At 43.2% G+C, this 15,508-nt stretch carries 16 protein-coding genes; 6 read left to right on the top strand and 10 right to left on the bottom strand.

The genetic code is table 11. From position 1 onward, the window contains the following. Positions 1 to 97: 97 nt before the first annotated feature. Positions 98 to 742 carry a hypothetical protein gene (locus tag BLU33_RS21195; protein ID WP_157682307.1) on the bottom strand — a complete coding sequence of 215 codons (645 nt, stop codon included), beginning with the start codon at positions 740 to 742 and terminating at the stop codon, positions 98 to 100. 205 nt (positions 743 to 947) lie between these two features. Between BLU33_RS21195 and BLU33_RS21190 the strand changes: the two genes are divergently transcribed. Beyond that, complete coding sequence (locus BLU33_RS21190; protein ID WP_091377954.1) at positions 948 to 1,370, top strand: hypothetical protein; 423 nt, start codon at positions 948 to 950, stop codon at positions 1,368 to 1,370. Here the strand turns inward: BLU33_RS21190 and BLU33_RS21185 are convergent. Continuing rightward, positions 1,357 to 1,854: a hypothetical protein gene (locus tag BLU33_RS21185; protein WP_157682305.1), complete on the bottom strand. Its 498-nt coding sequence runs from the start codon at positions 1,852 to 1,854 to the stop codon at positions 1,357 to 1,359. The genes BLU33_RS21190 and BLU33_RS21185 overlap by 14 nt on opposite strands. 166 nt (positions 1,855 to 2,020) lie before the next feature. Continuing rightward, positions 2,021 to 2,167, bottom strand: coding sequence for a hypothetical protein (locus BLU33_RS25240; protein ID WP_157682303.1), 147 nt, complete (start codon positions 2,165 to 2,167; stop codon positions 2,021 to 2,023). A 134-nt stretch (positions 2,168 to 2,301) separates the two neighbouring features. On the opposite strand from BLU33_RS25240, the gene BLU33_RS21175 reads away from it, so the two are divergent. Beyond that, entirely contained in the window at positions 2,302 to 3,705 is a 1,404-nt protein-coding gene (locus tag BLU33_RS21175) for a DUF4403 family protein (RefSeq protein ID WP_091377944.1), read from the top strand. A gap of 118 nt (positions 3,706 to 3,823) precedes the next feature. On the opposite strand, the gene BLU33_RS21170 is transcribed toward BLU33_RS21175, so the two are convergent. Genes BLU33_RS21170 through cysC form a run of 3 tightly spaced genes read right to left on the bottom strand, consistent with a single transcriptional unit; the run spans position 3,824 to position 6,159 of the window. Then, positions 3,824 to 4,813 carry a DUF5672 family protein gene (locus BLU33_RS21170; protein WP_091377941.1) on the bottom strand — a complete coding sequence of 330 codons (990 nt, stop codon included), beginning with the start codon at positions 4,811 to 4,813 and terminating at the stop codon, positions 3,824 to 3,826. Continuing rightward, positions 4,804 to 5,628, bottom strand: a complete 825-nt coding sequence (locus tag BLU33_RS21165) for a sulfotransferase (protein WP_091377938.1) — start codon at positions 5,626 to 5,628, stop codon at positions 4,804 to 4,806. The genes BLU33_RS21170 and BLU33_RS21165 overlap by 10 nt, the downstream gene beginning before the upstream one ends. Further along, a complete protein-coding gene (gene cysC, locus BLU33_RS21160) occupies positions 5,629 to 6,159 on the bottom strand; it encodes an adenylyl-sulfate kinase (RefSeq protein ID WP_091377935.1) in 531 nt (176 codons plus the stop codon). It lies immediately after the preceding gene. 359 nt (positions 6,160 to 6,518) lie between these two features. Between cysC and rlmD the strand changes: the two genes are divergently transcribed. From rlmD to BLU33_RS21145, 3 genes are all read left to right on the top strand, one after another. Next, positions 6,519 to 7,934, top strand: coding sequence for a 23S rRNA (uracil(1939)-C(5))-methyltransferase RlmD (gene rlmD, locus BLU33_RS21155; RefSeq protein WP_091377932.1), 1,416 nt, complete (start codon positions 6,519 to 6,521; stop codon positions 7,932 to 7,934). 81 nt (positions 7,935 to 8,015) lie between these two features. Continuing rightward, complete coding sequence (locus BLU33_RS21150; protein ID WP_091377929.1) at positions 8,016 to 8,405, top strand: hypothetical protein; 390 nt, start codon at positions 8,016 to 8,018, stop codon at positions 8,403 to 8,405. A gap of 141 nt (positions 8,406 to 8,546) precedes the next feature. Further along, the gene (locus tag BLU33_RS21145; protein ID WP_091377926.1) at positions 8,547 to 9,056 is read left to right on the top strand and encodes a phosphoribosyltransferase family protein; all 510 of its coding nucleotides are present in this window, start codon (positions 8,547 to 8,549) and stop codon (positions 9,054 to 9,056) included. 720 nt (positions 9,057 to 9,776) lie between these two features. Here BLU33_RS21145 and BLU33_RS21135 read toward each other — a convergent pair. Both BLU33_RS21135 and BLU33_RS25235 read right to left on the bottom strand, forming a co-directional pair. After that, positions 9,777 to 10,253: a thioredoxin family protein gene (locus tag BLU33_RS21135; RefSeq protein ID WP_091377920.1), complete on the bottom strand. Its 477-nt coding sequence runs from the start codon at positions 10,251 to 10,253 to the stop codon at positions 9,777 to 9,779. A 75-nt stretch (positions 10,254 to 10,328) separates the two neighbouring features. Continuing rightward, positions 10,329 to 12,194, bottom strand: a complete 1,866-nt coding sequence (locus BLU33_RS25235) for a DUF6600 domain-containing protein (RefSeq protein ID WP_157682301.1) — start codon at positions 12,192 to 12,194, stop codon at positions 10,329 to 10,331. Positions 12,195 to 12,350: 156 nt separating this feature from the next. On the opposite strand from BLU33_RS25235, the gene BLU33_RS21125 reads away from it, so the two are divergent. Beyond that, entirely contained in the window at positions 12,351 to 13,313 is a 963-nt protein-coding gene (locus tag BLU33_RS21125) for an isopenicillin N synthase family dioxygenase (protein WP_091377917.1), read from the top strand. Positions 13,314 to 13,650: 337 nt separating this feature from the next. On the opposite strand, the gene BLU33_RS21120 is transcribed toward BLU33_RS21125, so the two are convergent. Beyond that, positions 13,651 to 13,980 (bottom strand): YnfA family protein, encoded by a 330-nt coding sequence (locus tag BLU33_RS21120; RefSeq protein ID WP_091377914.1) that lies wholly within the window; start codon positions 13,978 to 13,980, stop codon positions 13,651 to 13,653. Positions 13,981 to 14,163: 183 nt separating this feature from the next. Further along, positions 14,164 to 15,504, bottom strand: coding sequence for a UDP-N-acetylmuramoyl-tripeptide--D-alanyl-D-alanine ligase (locus BLU33_RS21115; protein ID WP_091377911.1), 1,341 nt, complete (start codon positions 15,502 to 15,504; stop codon positions 14,164 to 14,166). Between the last annotated feature and the right edge of the window lie 4 nt (positions 15,505 to 15,508).

The following is a 15,508-nucleotide window of genomic DNA, read 5'->3' as shown; positions in this document are numbered from 1 at the left end:
GAATGTTTTGAAACTACTGGTATAGTGGTTCGAAGTCAGAGGGTCGAACAGCGGGGATCTCTATCGTGCTAAATGCCCCCCTTTAGGGGCTGGGGGCTCAATTATCGCTAACTATAGCCGCCTTTTTGCGCTGCTTATTAACGCTATGCGGATGCAGGAAGTTATAAGTGAACGCGAAACCCATATACTGTGTACTGCGACTGCTGTTTGTACCATCGAAAAAGTAATAGCCCTGTGTAACCGCGACGGCCACCGTTTCGGATATATTAAAGTTGATGCTGTTACAGATCTCCGTCATTAAACCTTGTTTGGCTTTAAACAGGTAGCCGCCACCCAGGCAAAGCGCTTCAGCAAAACGACCTTTGGAGAAGATGTTTATAGTAGGCCTGAACTCGATATACCGTGTAGTGTCGCTACCCGAACTGAGCGAATTGGTGCGGCCAGTAGCCAGTCCGATATCAAAAATACCATAGGTACGCCCGAACTCCACCGCCGGTGAGAATCTTTTTGCCACGCCACCTCTGGCATTCACAAATACATCCGTGTTAGCCGATAGATAGAAATACCGAGGCTCCTTGTTCTCCTTTGAGGTATCCGACTCAATAACCGTATCCTTACCGGCCTTGGGTTTATCCGCCCCATGCGATATAAATGCCTTAGTAATATTAGGCCCTACATTAGTGCCCTGCGCAAACAAACACACGCCGCTGAAAAGCAGCATTATTGTAAATATTATTTTCATATAGGGTTGATAATTAGTTTAATACCCTAATAATATTTATGGGGAAATTGTTTTAAATTGATTAACCACAAGCGGGACGCTTGCGGGAGCTAGGGACAGATATTATGATGAAATGAATTTTCGACATAGAATTTATAAATTCAACAGATTAGTTTAGATTTGAATAAGCGAATAAACCTAAATCGGACACGAAAAAGAAATTATTATGTGTGATCTTGTAATCAATATAATATTCTATGCTTTAGGAATAGTTTTGACAACACTACCAATTACAATAGAATTTTATCTGAAAAAATCTCAGCAAATTAAAAAACCAAACTGGTATAGGTGTTTAATATTTATTATTGTTTTTTGTTTGTTTGGCTTGGGTGTTTTTAAAATTGTTAAAGATAACGATAGTCAACAATCTGAAATTAGTTACAAAAAGACAAATAAATTAAAGATTGATAGCTTAGAAAAAGGTATAATACACCTAACAGTCTCCTTTAATAATTCTAAAGATAGCACAAGGAAATTTCAAGATAGCTTATTGAAAGATTTCGGAATAATAAGAAATTCAAAAAATATGCCGGTTAAAAAAATCTTTAATAATAAAATGAGAGATGTTGGTACTCTTATTGAGCAATAGATAAAATGCCATCTACTCCCGAAACCTCAGTCGTAATTCTCTCTTTGCTTTTTATAATAAATGTTATTATAACGTGATTGTCTGGGTCTCTATTTATTTGTTGAGCTTTAAATACATAAGATGTTTTATCTGCTGAAATGCCAAAGCCCATTGCCGTTGCCGTAGAAAATCCTCCAAAATTTACAAACAAAACAGGCTTATTGAACTTCATAGTAATTTTTGCTCCAAATAGAGCAACTGATTGATTGTTTCCGAAGTTGAATTTAGTAACATAATAATTAGAATCGTCTTTTAATTGAGTCGAATTAATGAGATACAATTTAGTTTCTAAAGTTTCGTTTACAATAATTTTTCCAATTACTATTTTTGCATCACTTCCATAGATTTTTAGTTCTTTTACCTCGCCTATTTTATTGTTATAGGTATTTTGTGCACTTGCATGAAAAAGAAAGGCAGACAACATTATTGTGAAAAATGATCTCATTTTTGGTTTAAAGGTTTTATGAAAATACTAAAAATTATTGAGATTTTAATAAAATATTTTTTGCGCACTTTTACCTAAAGGATGGCGCACGAGTGCCGCGTGTGCAAATGAAGTTCCAATCAAGCCAATCCTTAAATCCGTTTAATCAAGGTTCAGACTAAATATGTTAGCGATGGCAGCGGATACCGGCCCCGCGCCTAAGGCCTGCAGCCGTATGAGCGTACAGCGCGGCCCGCAGGGAAACGCCCAACATAATTTTGTAATCAAGATACCTGGCTACCCAGCAGGTGGGATGCTGAAACAAGTTCAGCATGACGGGATTTATTTAAAAATCACATCCTATAAATCCTCAAAATCCCTCCAATCCCGGTTCAAATCCTTATTTTAGCTGCCAATTAACCCCGCATAATTAATTGCTAATACACGGGCAAAAAATGCCCGCCCTATATGAAGTTTAAAATACCCCAACTCCTCGCCGTTTGTACAATTTCCCTGGTTTTTTATTCCTGCGCCGTAGTAAAACCACCCGCGCCAACTGATGCCGGGGTTGATATTCCTAAGATAGTTCAGCCTGTATCAAACGTGGAAGTGCCCGTTACCGCTGAACTGAAAAGCTATTTTGTACAGGCCGAAAATTCGGTGCCCAATAAATATTCGGATAACCAGCAGCCCTGCGAGGGATTGCGCTATAACTATGTGTTTACCCGTACTCCATTTGCTATTACGGGCAGCAACAATGTGGTGAACCTGAAATTTACCGGCAGCTATGGTTTCACGGTATCGTATTGTGCCAAGTGTACCACATTTTTAGGTGCGCAGCAGTGTATTGTGCCGGTAGTTTCGGCGCAATGCGGTATGGGGGCTGAGCCGCCGCGCAGGATGGAGATCTTCTACCAATCCACCATTAACGTAACGCCCGATTACCACTTACGGTCCAAAACTATTTTATACCCGGCCCCAAATCCTATCGACAGGTGTAACGTGCTCATGGGCAATATTGACATTACCGACCGCCTGATCCAGTACATCAGCGGCCCGCTTAACGACCTGGGCAAGCAGGTGGATGCCCGCATTGCTACCTATAACGTAAGGCCGATGGTTGATCAGCTATGGAAAAACATAGCCACCGAAATTAAACTGAGCGATATCGGCTACCTGAACATTAACCCGCAAAGCGTGCGCCTGAGCAATTTTAGTTTAAACGGTTCGCAGCTTAATTTTTCGGTGGGCCTATCGGCAAAACCGGTGGTAACTGTGATGAGCAACCCGTCGCCGCCAAAGCCGCTGCCAAATTTATCGGCCTATACCCCGGCTAACGGCTTTAATATTTATCTCGATCTGCTAGAAAATTACGACCACCTCACCACCATAGTAAACCAGCAGGTAGTTGGGCAGCAAATGGATGCAGAGGGTAAGCATTTTGTTGTTGCTGCTACCAAAGTTTATGGTATAGGCAAAAAAATAGTGATGCAGGTTGATTTTACCGGATCAAACACCGGTACCGTTTACCTGGTGGGCACACCAACCTATAATGCAGCCACGCACGAGCTGTCGTTCCCTGATCTTACCTTCGATCTGCAAACCAGGGCGTGGATACTGAAGGCGGCGAAATGGATGTTCAACGCCAGGATAACTGAGATGATACGCGAGAAGGCTGTTTATAACTTCTCTTCATTTATTACCCAAAACAAAGCTAAATTGCAAGGCGAATTAAGCCGCGATCTGGGCAATAACATACACTCGGATGTAACTATAAAGGATATGGATATACAGGCCATATATCCAACCAGCGAAAAACTGATCATACGCACCCTGTCCGACGGGCAGATAAAGATAAAGGCGGTAATGTAGCAATACATTCTGGGCCGCCCCGTCATCCCGGCTTGATCCGGGATTTCATTATATATGTAGCCCGCATGCTGTTAACTTGGCGTGCGGGTTGCTGAAACAGGTTCTGCAACTGGTTTTTTCAATCGTCTTCACGTAATTTCAACGGTCCGTCATCCCAGGCATGCTTCGTGATCTCGTCATACAGATAATCTTGGTTACGCTGTGCGTACCTTGCCGTATTAGCATCTGTATACCCTGTATATCCGGAAGACGCTACCTTAACCGTCGCCACTTTTTTCTTACGCAGGCTGCTGTTCTGGCGGATGGCTATTTTATCGGCCCAAAAGTCGAGGTGCTTATCCCAGGCATGGCAGGCAAAGGGCATGCGTTGCCCGGTTAGTTCAAATGCCTGCTCAGGCTCATTTTCAATCGAAAAGAATACCGCGGTTTTATAACCAGGCATCTTCAATATATTTTTATGGCGGTTCAACTCAATGCTCCACCACACATCCTCATTAAAATAATGTTCGGGCCTATAAAGGTATTTTGCTGTTGATTGCTTGTGATTTTTTAGGGCATGATAAAAAGTGTGCACCTTTCTTAAGGATAAGCCACCATTGCCCACCTTATTTTCAAACTGTATGTCGGTAGGCAGGTCGGTGCCGGGTTGCGTGCGGTTAAAATGGGTATGTATAAATATTTTCAGTTTTGATTTAACGGCCTTAAACGTGTCGATATATTTAGCGCCCCTTAGCCATGGCGCACCAATATAATCATAACCCATTTTACACCAGTGCAGCAGCAGATCATTAAACACAAAGGCATCAAGTTGGTAAATGAGTATGTATTCGTAGGTAAAGAACCGGCCGTAAAAACCTTCCCAAAGCATCAGTCGGTTATAACCGCGCATATCATAAAAATAGGCGTCGTCAAAATCCATGTATTCAATGCCACTATAGCCATCAAGCACTGTTAAATGCAGTGATCGCGGTTTTATAACAATAATGGGGTATTTGCCCAGTACTGTAAAACATTGGTTTAATGATGCCGCCTCATAGTCTGATAGCTCATTTTTGTACATTGGTATCACAATGGCTACCCTTTCGGTAAAATCCTTTATTAAATACATATACTTTTCAATTTAGCTTCCAGCGCTTTTGCCGTTTGTAGCAACGCGTCGTCCTTTACAAAATGGTCTATATTATCAACCTGACTCATTAGGGTTGATTTGAAAATTAATTTGAAGTCACAATATTTAAGTTCAATCCTCCAATTATTAATCAGGGAGTTAAAAATTTGTTTATCGTGGTCCACCAAACTTAAGTGATCTATCGTCAGGTGCTTATCAGCAGGCAGAATTTCAATATTGTTAAGTATCTCCTGGTTATAGGCAACCCATATGCGCAAATAATAAGCGGTAAGCTGCCTGAAGAATTTGCGCCTGCGGCCTGCTTTTTTAAAGTGGGTCCATATAAACCGTTGCAGCCAGCCGCGTGTAAGGTATTTGGTTGCATGGTGATCAAAATCCCGCCTTACGAGTGAGCTTACGGTTGAAGTATAATCCCGGATGACATTCAAATAAAAAGCATTGGGCAGCAATTGCCTGTAGGTAGCAAAAAACAGGCAGGTACGTGGGTCTTTCCATCCCCACTGCGGGCTCATCTTATTTTTAAAGCTGATGATGCTCTTTAGCTTTTCCTGCTGGTAGTGATTAAGCGCCGGGGCAGCATGACTTATAAACCCATAGCGCGAAAGATTATTAGCAGCCAGCGTATCCTCATGAAAACGGTAAAAATCCACATCTTCATAATGTCCTTCAATATTACCGATATCAGGCCCCAGCAGTGTTTCGCCCAGGTTTAGCCCGCAGCTATCAAGCCAGTGGCTAATGAGCGATGTGCCCGAGCGGTGCATACCTGCAATTATCACTACACGATTATCCATTTAAGCGGGTATTAATTGGTTGGTTATTAAACTAAACAACAACTCTGTGCTTTCAGTAAGTGTTTGTATGCCGGTAAGTATATGCAGGTCGGGCTTAAGTACCACATCAAAGCGGTCATTAACGCCTGTAAGGTTATGTAATTTATTGGGGTGATTATCCGGGAGCTGCGCCCGGGCGTAAAGGCCTTTGGTATCGCGCCGGGTTAAAATATCAATGGGGCAGTCAACAAACACGGTTCTTACATCGTGGTAGGTATTAACCAGTTCATTTCTTATTTCCTGGTAAGGGTTTATGGCGCTGATAATGGTAATAATACCATGTTTTGATAGCTTGCCGGCAATAAAACCCAGGCGGCGTATATTCTCCATCCTGTCATGCTGCGAGTAGCCCAACTCTTTGAACAGCATTTTACGGTATTCGTCACCATCGAGTATTTCGGTGTGTTTTCCCAGCTCGTCAAGCTTATTTTTTACACTGTAGGCAAGGGTTGTTTTTCCAGCTCCCGATAGTCCGCATAGTAGTATTATCATAACAAATATTTTTAAATACGGATGTCATGATTGTCCATCTCAGTTAATAATTTCCCCTATTAAACAATAAAATAAGTGCTTTTTAACGAGGTTTATTCCTCCGGATTATAGGTGAGATGGCTATGTATCGATGAACGATGTATATGTATCGATGAATGATCAATTGTAATGGTATTGTTACTTTTTGTGTTGTAATGGGTTAACTATCATTGGATTGAAAAATGATTTGTGTTTGGGAGAACCGGGTAGGTAACAAATCCGAAACGACGGAGCCCTCTTGAACACCTTTGAAAAAAAACAAATTGTGAAAAATCGAAAATCCCACATCCGAAATCAAAGTATTACCTTTGCACCCGCATATGAGCAGGAACAAAGCCAACTACAATAAAATTTTTGAGGACGTTGAGATAATCGATATTGCCGAAGAGGGCAAAGGTGTGGGTAAAACAGATGATTTTGTATTATTTGTTGATAAGGCCATTCCCGGTGATATTGCCGATGTACAGGTATACCGCAGCAAAAAGAATTTTGGCGAGGCAAAGATCGTCAACCTCAAAAAACCATCCGAATATCGGGTTGAAGCTTTCTGTGCGCATTTTGGTACCTGTGGCGGCTGTAAATGGCAGCACATGACCTATGAGGCGCAACTAAAATTCAAGCAAAAGTCGGTAACCGATGCGTTGGGCCGTATAGCTAAAATTGATGTAGAAGGCATGATGCCTATAGTAGCATCGCCTGCCGATAGATATTACCGCAATAAGCTGGAATTTACCTTCAGCAATAAACGCTGGCTGATGGACGGCGAGAATCGTACTGATGAGCCGGCCGAAATGGACGCCCTGGGTTTTCACATTCCCGGCAGGTTTGATAAGATACTGAATATTCAGCACTGCTACCTGCAAGCCGACCCATCAAATGCCATCCGTAACAGTATTGATGAGTTTGCTAAACGCGAGGGCTACAGCTATTACGATTTGAAAGGCCATGCGGGGGCTTTGCGCAACCTCATCATCCGCACCTCATCAACTGGTGAACTGATGGTAATCGTAGTGTTTGCCTATGTAACTGAAGAAGAGATCAGCAAGATGATGAATTTCATTGGCGATACCTTTTTGCAGATCACCTCGCTGCTGTACATCGTAAATCAAAAGAAGAACGATACTATTTTCGACCAGGATGTGGTAGCATTTCGCGGCCCGGAGTATATATATGAGGAGATGAACGGCATCCGCTTCAGGATCGGCCCGAAATCATTCTATCAAACCAACTCCGAGCAGGCACTGCGCTTGTATGAAATAACCCGCGACTTCGCCGGATTTAAAGGTGATGAACTGGTTTATGACCTGTACACAGGTGCCGGTACCATAGCTAATTTTGTGGCCGGGCATGTTAAGGAAGTAGTAGGGGTAGAGTATGTGCCTACAGCGATAGAGGACGCGAAGATCAATTCGGCCATTAATAATATCACCAACACTAAGTTTTACGCCGGTGATATGAAGGATGTGCTAGTGCCGGAATTTATTGCCGAACATGGCAAGCCGGATGTGATCATCACCGATCCGCCGCGCGCAGGCATGCACCCCGATGTGGTTGCCCGCTTAATGGAAATTGAAGCCCCTAAAATTGTATATGTAAGCTGCAATGCCGCAACCCAGGCCCGCGATTTGCTGGTGCTAAAGGAAAAATACGACACCGTAAAAATACAACCGGTTGATATGTTCCCTCATACTCAGCACGTGGAAAATGTGGTGCTATTAGTGCTGCGGAATAATTAATGTGCTAATTTGAAAATTTGATGATTTGAAGATGTGAATATCAATTCACTAAATCACTCATTCACTAATTCAATAATTAAAATGGAACCCGAAGAACTTTTAAACGAATATAATAACGATAAAAAGCAGAGCCCGCTGTTGAGCCTGGAGACTGACCTCAGGTTTTTTAATGAATCAATAAAAGAAGTAGCTATTGAGATAATGGTTGAAGGCTTATCGTCATACCCTATTTTTATCGCGCACCAGCATGAGATAGCGCTGGGCGAGGTGATCCTGGACAGGCACGATATCAACAGCGAATGGTCTATCCACGCCTCAACCCTCGAGGAATTTATTGAGCGCGGCGTAATAAAAAAAGAGCTAAAACAACGTTTTATTGATACCTATAAAAACCCGCACGATTTTATGTGCGTATTTGTTATAGTACCTGAAGGCGCCAACTTTGTTTTCTTCCCATACGTTAAGGATTAGTTGTACGTTGAAGGTTAAAAGTTGAAAGTATTTTTTGTTTGATGAATTCACTTTTAACTTTATACCTTTAATTTGTAATATATAATAAAGAGGATGATAGCCACTTTCAACTTGTAACTTTCAACCTTCAACTCAAAAAATATGTCAGCAAAAAAACTCCTTATATTAAATCAGCAGCAGATACAGCAAAAGATTGATCGTATTGCCTACCAGATACTGGAAGACAATTTTGATGAGGAAGAAATACTGATAGCCGGTATACTGCCCCGTGGCAATCGCATTGCCGAGCGCCTTAAAAAGATCCTCGACGAGATTGCCCCCTTTAAAAGCAGACTGCTTACGATCGAACTGGACAAACAGAGCAGTACGCTAAAAGCTAAAATTGATTTTGATGTAAACGACTGCCGCGATAAGGCAGTTATTTTGGTTGATGATGTATTGAATAGCGGCAAAACCCTGGCCTATGGCTTTGGTGTTTTTATTGATGTGCGCCTTAAAAAATTGCGCACCGTTGTATTGGTTGACCGCAACCACAAAAACTTCCCCATGACCACCGATTATGCAGGTGTAGCTCTGTCCACAGTATTAAAGGAACGCGTTGATGTTTCGTTAATTGAAAATGATGCTGAAGATGCGGTTTATCTGATTTGATTTTTTATTTCCCCGATCCAGCTATTTTCCCAATAAAATTCCATCGATTGCAGACGTGTGTGTAATTTTTACCCGTAATTTGGGCAAGGAGTTCCACAAATAGAAAATGGCCTAATTTTGAACACTTAACTTTTAGCTTAAATTATAGTGTTTCAACAATTGGCATTGCTTTTGACTATACGATAATGCCCTTACTCAAAAAGGGTTGTTTTCATAGGTAGATGTAGGCCGAAAAACTGCGAGAGTCTTTTCGGCCTTTTTTGTGCAATCAACTTTCGTTTTAAATATTTTCGTTATACAGAATATCATCATTGTGCTTACCCTCTTTGCGCCCAGCGAAGAGAGGGTCGACGATCTGCTGGCTAGCGGAGTAGTCGGGGTGAGTCAAACGGAGCGCCGCAAAGTCAAATACAATGTCATGCTGAGGGACGAAGCATCTATTCTACAAGCGAAAGATCATCGCTTGTATATGAACGTGGGTAGGCTCTTCGCTGCCGCTCAGAATGACAAGAAAGAAGTATTACGTAAATCATAAGCATAGAGATTGAATTAGGTTAATATATGGGCGTTGCCTGCGGCCCGGGCTTTCCACTCATACTGCACAGGCCTTAGCCACGGCCAGCACTGAGGCCCTCTCCTGGCCGGTATCCGTTCCAATCCCTAACGCAAATTCCTTGCAGTAAAAACCTAATAGTCAGAAATAATAAAGGCAACTAATCACTAAATAGCGCTACTTTTTTTACTCAATCCCTGTTTACCAAAATCCAGCAGATCATTCACGCCCATATATCCGGCGGTACCTAAAACTGGTCTGCCTTTAGCGTCAAAAATAATTAATGTAGGATAAGCCTGTAATCGCCATGCAGTAGCCAGGCTGGGCCCGTCACCTTTCTCCATGTCAATAGATACGTTTACAAAATTGGCGTTAAAAAAGTCGGCCACCTTTTGATTACTAAACGTGTATTTCTTGAGCATTTTGCATGGGCCGCACCAACTGGCATAGGCATCAACAAAAATATATTTGTTTTGTAACGCAGCCTGTCGTAAGGCTTCATCCCATGAATCTTCAATAAAAACAATATTATGCGGGTTTTTGGTGTGCGTAGTTTTAGTCTGGGCATTGCATATAAAAGCACAGGCGGATATTATCAACACGAGAAATAGCCCGGCAATCTTGTTTGGGAATAGTTTAAGCATAATCAGTACACAAAAATAGCACATATAATTTTATTTATATGTGCTATCAATTAAAAAAGGTAATCAGCAATAATGCTATTGTTGCCCATCATGGGGCTGTGGCTTAGGCTGTTGCTTCTGCTGCTGTTGTTGTTTTTGTTGCTGCTGCCTTTGCTGCTGCCTTTGCTGAGCCTGCTGTTGCTGACGAGCTTGATTCTGCTGAGCCTGCTGCTGCTGTCTTTGTTGAGCTTGTTGCGCCTGCTGTTGCTGGCGTTGCTGCGCTTGTTGTTGAGCTTGTTGCTGCTGTCTTTGTTGTGCCTGCTGTTGCTGCTGGCGTTGCTGCGCTTGTTGTTGAGCCTGCTGTTGCTGCTGGCGTTGCTGCGCTTGTTGTTGAGCCTGCTGCTGCTGGCGTTGCTGCGCCTGTTGTTGAGCTTGTTGCTGCTGTCTTTGTTGTGCCTGCTGTGCCTGTTGCTGCTGCTGACGGGCCTGGTTCTGTTGTGCTTGCTGCTGTTGTTTTTGTTGCGCTTGCTGAGCCTGCTGCTGCTGGCGTTGCTGCGTTTGCTGCTGCTGACGGGCTTGATCCTGTTGCTGTTTTTGCTGCGCCTGCTGTTGTTGTTTTTGTTGCTGCTGGTGCGCCTGATTCTGTTGTGCCTGCTGCTGTTGTTTTTGTTGTGCTTGCTGAGCTTGTTGCTGCTGACGGGCTTGATCCTGTTGTGCCTGTTGCTGTTGTTTTTGTTGTGCTTGCTGCTGCTGGCGGGACTGATCCTGTTGCTGTTTTTGTGCAGCATTATTATCAGTTGCAGGCGTTTTTGGTACTACAGCCCCCGGTCCACGGCGGTCATTAGTATTTTGCCTGTCTAATTTATTTTGAGTATTTGGATTACTGCCCGGTTGTGCCGGGCGGGTGCCTGTAGCGGGGTTTGTGCCGGCATTTGGCTGGCGGTTATGCCCGTTGTTAGCACCACTAGCAGGTTGTTGCGGATTCGGTTTTGCAGCCGGTTGCCCCGGGCGGTTATTATTCGCAGGCTGGCCTGGCCTTTGATTATTTACCGGGTTTACCCGCACTACATTGTTATTAGGGTTATCGGTACGTGCTGTAGTGGCCAGTCTTTGTGCATTAGCGCGGTTATATGCGCCTGAGCCCGGCCTGCCTATACCCTGGTTAGGGTTGGCTTGTTTATATGCCGTTGCGTTTACAACCCTTGCAGGGCGTGCATCCGCCGATTTTCTAACCGCAGGTCTGTAAATATTCAGGGTATTATTTTGTACAACATTAGCACCCGGTCTGCTGGCATTATTAATTTTATACACTTGTACCCGCTGGCGTGTGATCCGCTGAATATCCTGCGGACGGGGGCCGGTTACATAGGTGCGGTTATTATATACATAGGTATTATTTATAATAGTTGTTCTGTTTATAATAGTTACTACACGTGTAGGCGGTACATAATAATTATAAATATTTGGCCTGTTTATATAAGCCTCCGGCGCGCATACCCAATAGCTATTTGGTACGCGGTAACTGCTGCCAAATGAAATAGCAATAGTTATGCCCGGCCCTAATGGCGCCCAGCCATAATAGCCACCACCATGGCGCCAGCTTACCCAGGCGGGTGCCCACTGATGGCCCGGTACCCATTCCCAACCATAATAATCATCATAGTGCCACCTGCCATAGTGAAAGGTTGCCCATCCCCACGGATAGTCTGATACCCATGTGCTGCCGTACTCAGTTTGTACCCAGTGCCCGCGTGAGGCATATGGCCTGAAATCGCCATCCACATCAGGTACCCAAACATTGCCGTAATTAGGGTCATCAACCCAGGTGCCGTATTGCTGCAGGTTGTCATAAAAATCCTGGTCAGATACGTAGCCCCCCTGCGCCATACTTTTATGCGGGGCCATTATAGTAATGAAAAAAGCCATAAGGCCAATTCCAAATATTTTTTTAAGCGTTTTCATAATATTTTTATAGATATATAATATATGTTTCGACTGAACATGATATAAATCGTTTAAACTAATAATTGTTTTATTCATTATAATAATTTATAATTCCTTTAATTTACAATCCGCTGATTAAATTTGAACAATTTCCTATCTATCATTTAACTGACCATGAGTAAAGTAAATATTCCACGTCTTGATCTGAACACCTATATACAAGGTAACGCCGATGAACGTAAACGCTTTTCGGACGAAATTGGCAAAGCTTTTAATGAAACAGGTTTTGTAACCATCACCAATCACGGCCTCAGCAAAGTATTAATTGATAAGCTGTACGAGCAGGTTAAAGAATTGTTCACCTTACCGGAGGATGCTAAGCTAAACTATGAGAAACCGGAACTTGCAGGCCAACGTGGCTATACCGGCAAAAGCAAGGAAACCGCTAAAGGCTTTAAAACTCCCGATCTGAAGGAGTTTTGGCAAATAGGGCAAACCGTTGCCGCTGATTCACCGCTTAAAGCGGATTATCCCGACAATATTATTGTTAATGAACTGCCTGATTTTAATACAACCACACAGGAAGTTTATAAAAAGCTGGAGCAAGCCGGTATCCATTTGTTACGTGCCATAGCCGTATACTTAAACCTGCCCGAAAATTACTTTGATGATAAAGTGCATGATGGTAATTCCATATTACGCACACTGCACTATTTCCCTATAACTAACCCCGATTCGATTCCTGATGATGCGGTACGCGCAGGAGCGCATGAGGATATTAACCTCATCACCCTATTAATAGGAGCCAGTGCCGATGGTCTTGAACTATTAACCCGTGAAAACGAATGGTTCCCGGTTAAAGCTTATGGTGAGGACCTGGTAGTAAACGTAGGCGATATGCTGCAGCGTTTAACCAATAACAAGCTAAAATCAACCACACATAGGGTAGTAAATCCACCACGCGACCAGATGAAGAATTCCCGCTACTCGGTGCCATTCTTCCTGCACCCGAAACCGGATATGGACCTTACCTGCCTGGAATCATGCATTGATGCCACTCATCCAAAACACTACACCGACATCACCGCCGGCGAATACCTGGATGAACGTCTCCGTGAGATTGGCCTGAAAAAATAAAATCTTTGGTTTGAAGATTTGAGGATGTGCTGATTTGAAGATGATAAATTCATTTTCAGATCAGCATTTTTTGTTCTTACCCTCTTTGCGGCTTGCCGCAGAGAGGGTGGTCGAGCGAAGCAAAGACGGGTGAGTCAACGGAGCGCGTTTTATGTGTTACAAAAACATGTCATTGCGAGGAGGAACGACGAAGCAACCTCGTCGCGTTCAATATGCAAGCGACGAGGTTGCCACGCTATCGCTCGCAATGACATGTTTAATAAATGCATGTCCTACCTCCCCTCATTAGTGCAAGTCTTGTGCTGTGGAGTGTGAGCGCGCTGACTTGTGCTTCTCCTTACCTCCGCGGCGTATAAATAATCACACAAACCCCAATCAAGGCTATAAGCGCACCGATAATATCATACTTATCGGGCTTGAAATCATCAACCTTCCATGCCCAAAGCAGGGCCATCACTATAAATATTCCGCCATAAGTAGCATACACCCGGCCGAAATTATTAGTTTGCCAGGTAGCCACCACGCCGTAAAAGGCCAGTACCACAGCGCCCAACGCGGCATACCACCAGGGTTTATCCTCTTTAAGGCAAAGCCAGATCAAATAACCGCCGCCAATTTCGCATAAGCCGGCAAGTATGAAAATAGAGAGAGATTTTAGTATGGCCATGTTATATTTATTTATAAAGAATTGTCATCTCGAACGATAGTGAGAGATCTTCTGCTATATGCAAAGCGAACTATGCAAGATGAAGAAGATTTTTCGCTCACACAAGCCAGGCACGTCCCGCTCAAGAGATAGTTTCTCCTCGTACCTCGTTCGAAATGACACTGTTGATAAGACAAAATTATCCTAAAACAACTCCACCAACCGCTCCAAAGCCATACCCCTCGAACCCTTTATTAGCACCGTTGAATTTTTTACCGGATGAAACTTTAAAGCCGTAATCGCATTCTCAACAGTAGCATGAAAGGTGGCATTTTTTAGCTTATCACCCTTAAATTTCCATTTCTGCGCTAAAAAGTCCTTGCCGATGAATATGCGCTCATCAACTTCAGTAGCTAAAGCCTTTCTGATAATCGCTTCATGTTCCGCGGCAGATTCATCGCCCAGCTCAAACATATCACCCAGTATCAATACTTTTCTATCGGCAGTAAGTTTGCCTATGTTTTCAATAGCCACAAACATGCTGCTGGGATTGGCATTATAGTAATCGCAGATAAGGGTATTGGTTGCAGTTTGCTTGATCTGCGAACGGTTGTTTTGCGGCTGATAGCCCTCCACACCTTTATTAATAGCATCGGCATCCAGTTCAAAATAAGTACCTATGCAGATAGCCGCTAATATATTATCAAGGTTATAAGCCCCGGTAAGCTGTGTTTTGATGGCATGACTTTCGCCGGATGAATTATTGGTCCATTGTAAAGACAGGAGCGGGGAGTTCTCGGTTAGTTTACCAACGATAGTATTATCCCGGTTATTGGTGCCATACATTACCACTTTTTTTAAATCCCGGGCCTGCTGCATCTCCATTAATACCTTGTCATCACCATTTACAAAGGCAATGCCCTGCTCTAAACTTCCGTCTTCCCGACTCAAGAAATCATACAATTCACCCTTACCTTTCTTAATCCCCTCAACTCCGCCGAAGCCCTCTAAATGCGCCTTGCCAATATTAGTAATAAGCCCATGTGTAGGCTGCGAAATACTGCAAAGTAGCTCGATCTCTTTCTGGTGATTAGCGCCCATTTCAATAACCGCCATCTCGTGTGTGCTGTTAATGCTTAAAATAGTAAGCGGTACGCCTATATGGTTATTCAGGTTACCCTGTGTAGCCAGGGTATTAAATTTCTGAGATAATACGGCGTTGATCAGTTCTTTGGTGGTAGTTTTACCATTGGTGCCCGTCAAGCCTACAACAGGTATGATTAATTGTTTGCGATGATAACGCGCCAAATCCTGCAAAGCAGTGAGCCCGTCATCAACCAAAATATATTTTTTATTAAGCTGATATGCCGGGTTATCTATAATAGCATAGGCCGCGCCTTGCTCAATGGCTTGCTCAGCAAAGGTATTGGCATCAAACTTATCGCCCTTCAACGCAAAAAACAGGCTGCCCGGCACAATCTTGCGGGTATCGGTGCTGATAACCGGGTGTTGTATAAAAAGCTGATAGATGTCTTCGGTATTCATTGGT

The sequence above is a fragment of the Mucilaginibacter mallensis genome (assembly GCF_900105165.1).
Taxonomy (GTDB): domain Bacteria; phylum Bacteroidota; class Bacteroidia; order Sphingobacteriales; family Sphingobacteriaceae; genus Mucilaginibacter; species Mucilaginibacter mallensis.
The sequence above is the reverse complement of the archived record's forward strand: the minus strand, read 5'-3'. Positions and strand labels throughout refer to the sequence as shown.

Excerpts from the sequence above, each read along its gene's own strand:
- BLU33_RS21195 (WP_157682307.1), bottom strand. The coding sequence starts at position 742 with ATGAAAATAATATTTACAATAATGCTGCTTTTCAGCGGCGTGTGTTTG.
- BLU33_RS21190 (WP_091377954.1), top strand. The coding sequence starts at position 948 with ATGTGTGATCTTGTAATCAATATAATATTCTATGCTTTAGGAATAGTT.
- BLU33_RS21185 (WP_157682305.1), bottom strand. The coding sequence starts at position 1,854 with ATGAGATCATTTTTCACAATAATGTTGTCTGCCTTTCTTTTTCATGCA.
- BLU33_RS25240 (WP_157682303.1), bottom strand. The coding sequence starts at position 2,167 with ATGCTGAACTTGTTTCAGCATCCCACCTGCTGGGTAGCCAGGTATCTT.
- BLU33_RS21175 (WP_091377944.1), top strand. The coding sequence starts at position 2,302 with ATGAAGTTTAAAATACCCCAACTCCTCGCCGTTTGTACAATTTCCCTG.
- BLU33_RS21170 (WP_091377941.1), bottom strand. The coding sequence starts at position 4,813 with ATGTATTTAATAAAGGATTTTACCGAAAGGGTAGCCATTGTGATACCA.
- BLU33_RS21165 (WP_091377938.1), bottom strand. The coding sequence starts at position 5,628 with ATGGATAATCGTGTAGTGATAATTGCAGGTATGCACCGCTCGGGCACA.
- cysC (WP_091377935.1), bottom strand. The coding sequence starts at position 6,159 with ATGATAATACTACTATGCGGACTATCGGGAGCTGGAAAAACAACCCTT.
- rlmD (WP_091377932.1), top strand. The coding sequence starts at position 6,519 with ATGAGCAGGAACAAAGCCAACTACAATAAAATTTTTGAGGACGTTGAG.
- BLU33_RS21150 (WP_091377929.1), top strand. The coding sequence starts at position 8,016 with ATGGAACCCGAAGAACTTTTAAACGAATATAATAACGATAAAAAGCAG.
- BLU33_RS21145 (WP_091377926.1), top strand. The coding sequence starts at position 8,547 with ATGTCAGCAAAAAAACTCCTTATATTAAATCAGCAGCAGATACAGCAA.
- BLU33_RS21135 (WP_091377920.1), bottom strand. The coding sequence starts at position 10,253 with ATGCTTAAACTATTCCCAAACAAGATTGCCGGGCTATTTCTCGTGTTG.
- BLU33_RS25235 (WP_157682301.1), bottom strand. The coding sequence starts at position 12,194 with ATGAAAACGCTTAAAAAAATATTTGGAATTGGCCTTATGGCTTTTTTC.
- BLU33_RS21125 (WP_091377917.1), top strand. The coding sequence starts at position 12,351 with ATGAGTAAAGTAAATATTCCACGTCTTGATCTGAACACCTATATACAA.
- BLU33_RS21120 (WP_091377914.1), bottom strand. The coding sequence starts at position 13,980 with ATGGCCATACTAAAATCTCTCTCTATTTTCATACTTGCCGGCTTATGC.
- BLU33_RS21115 (WP_091377911.1), bottom strand. The coding sequence starts at position 15,504 with ATGAATACCGAAGACATCTATCAGCTTTTTATACAACACCCGGTTATC.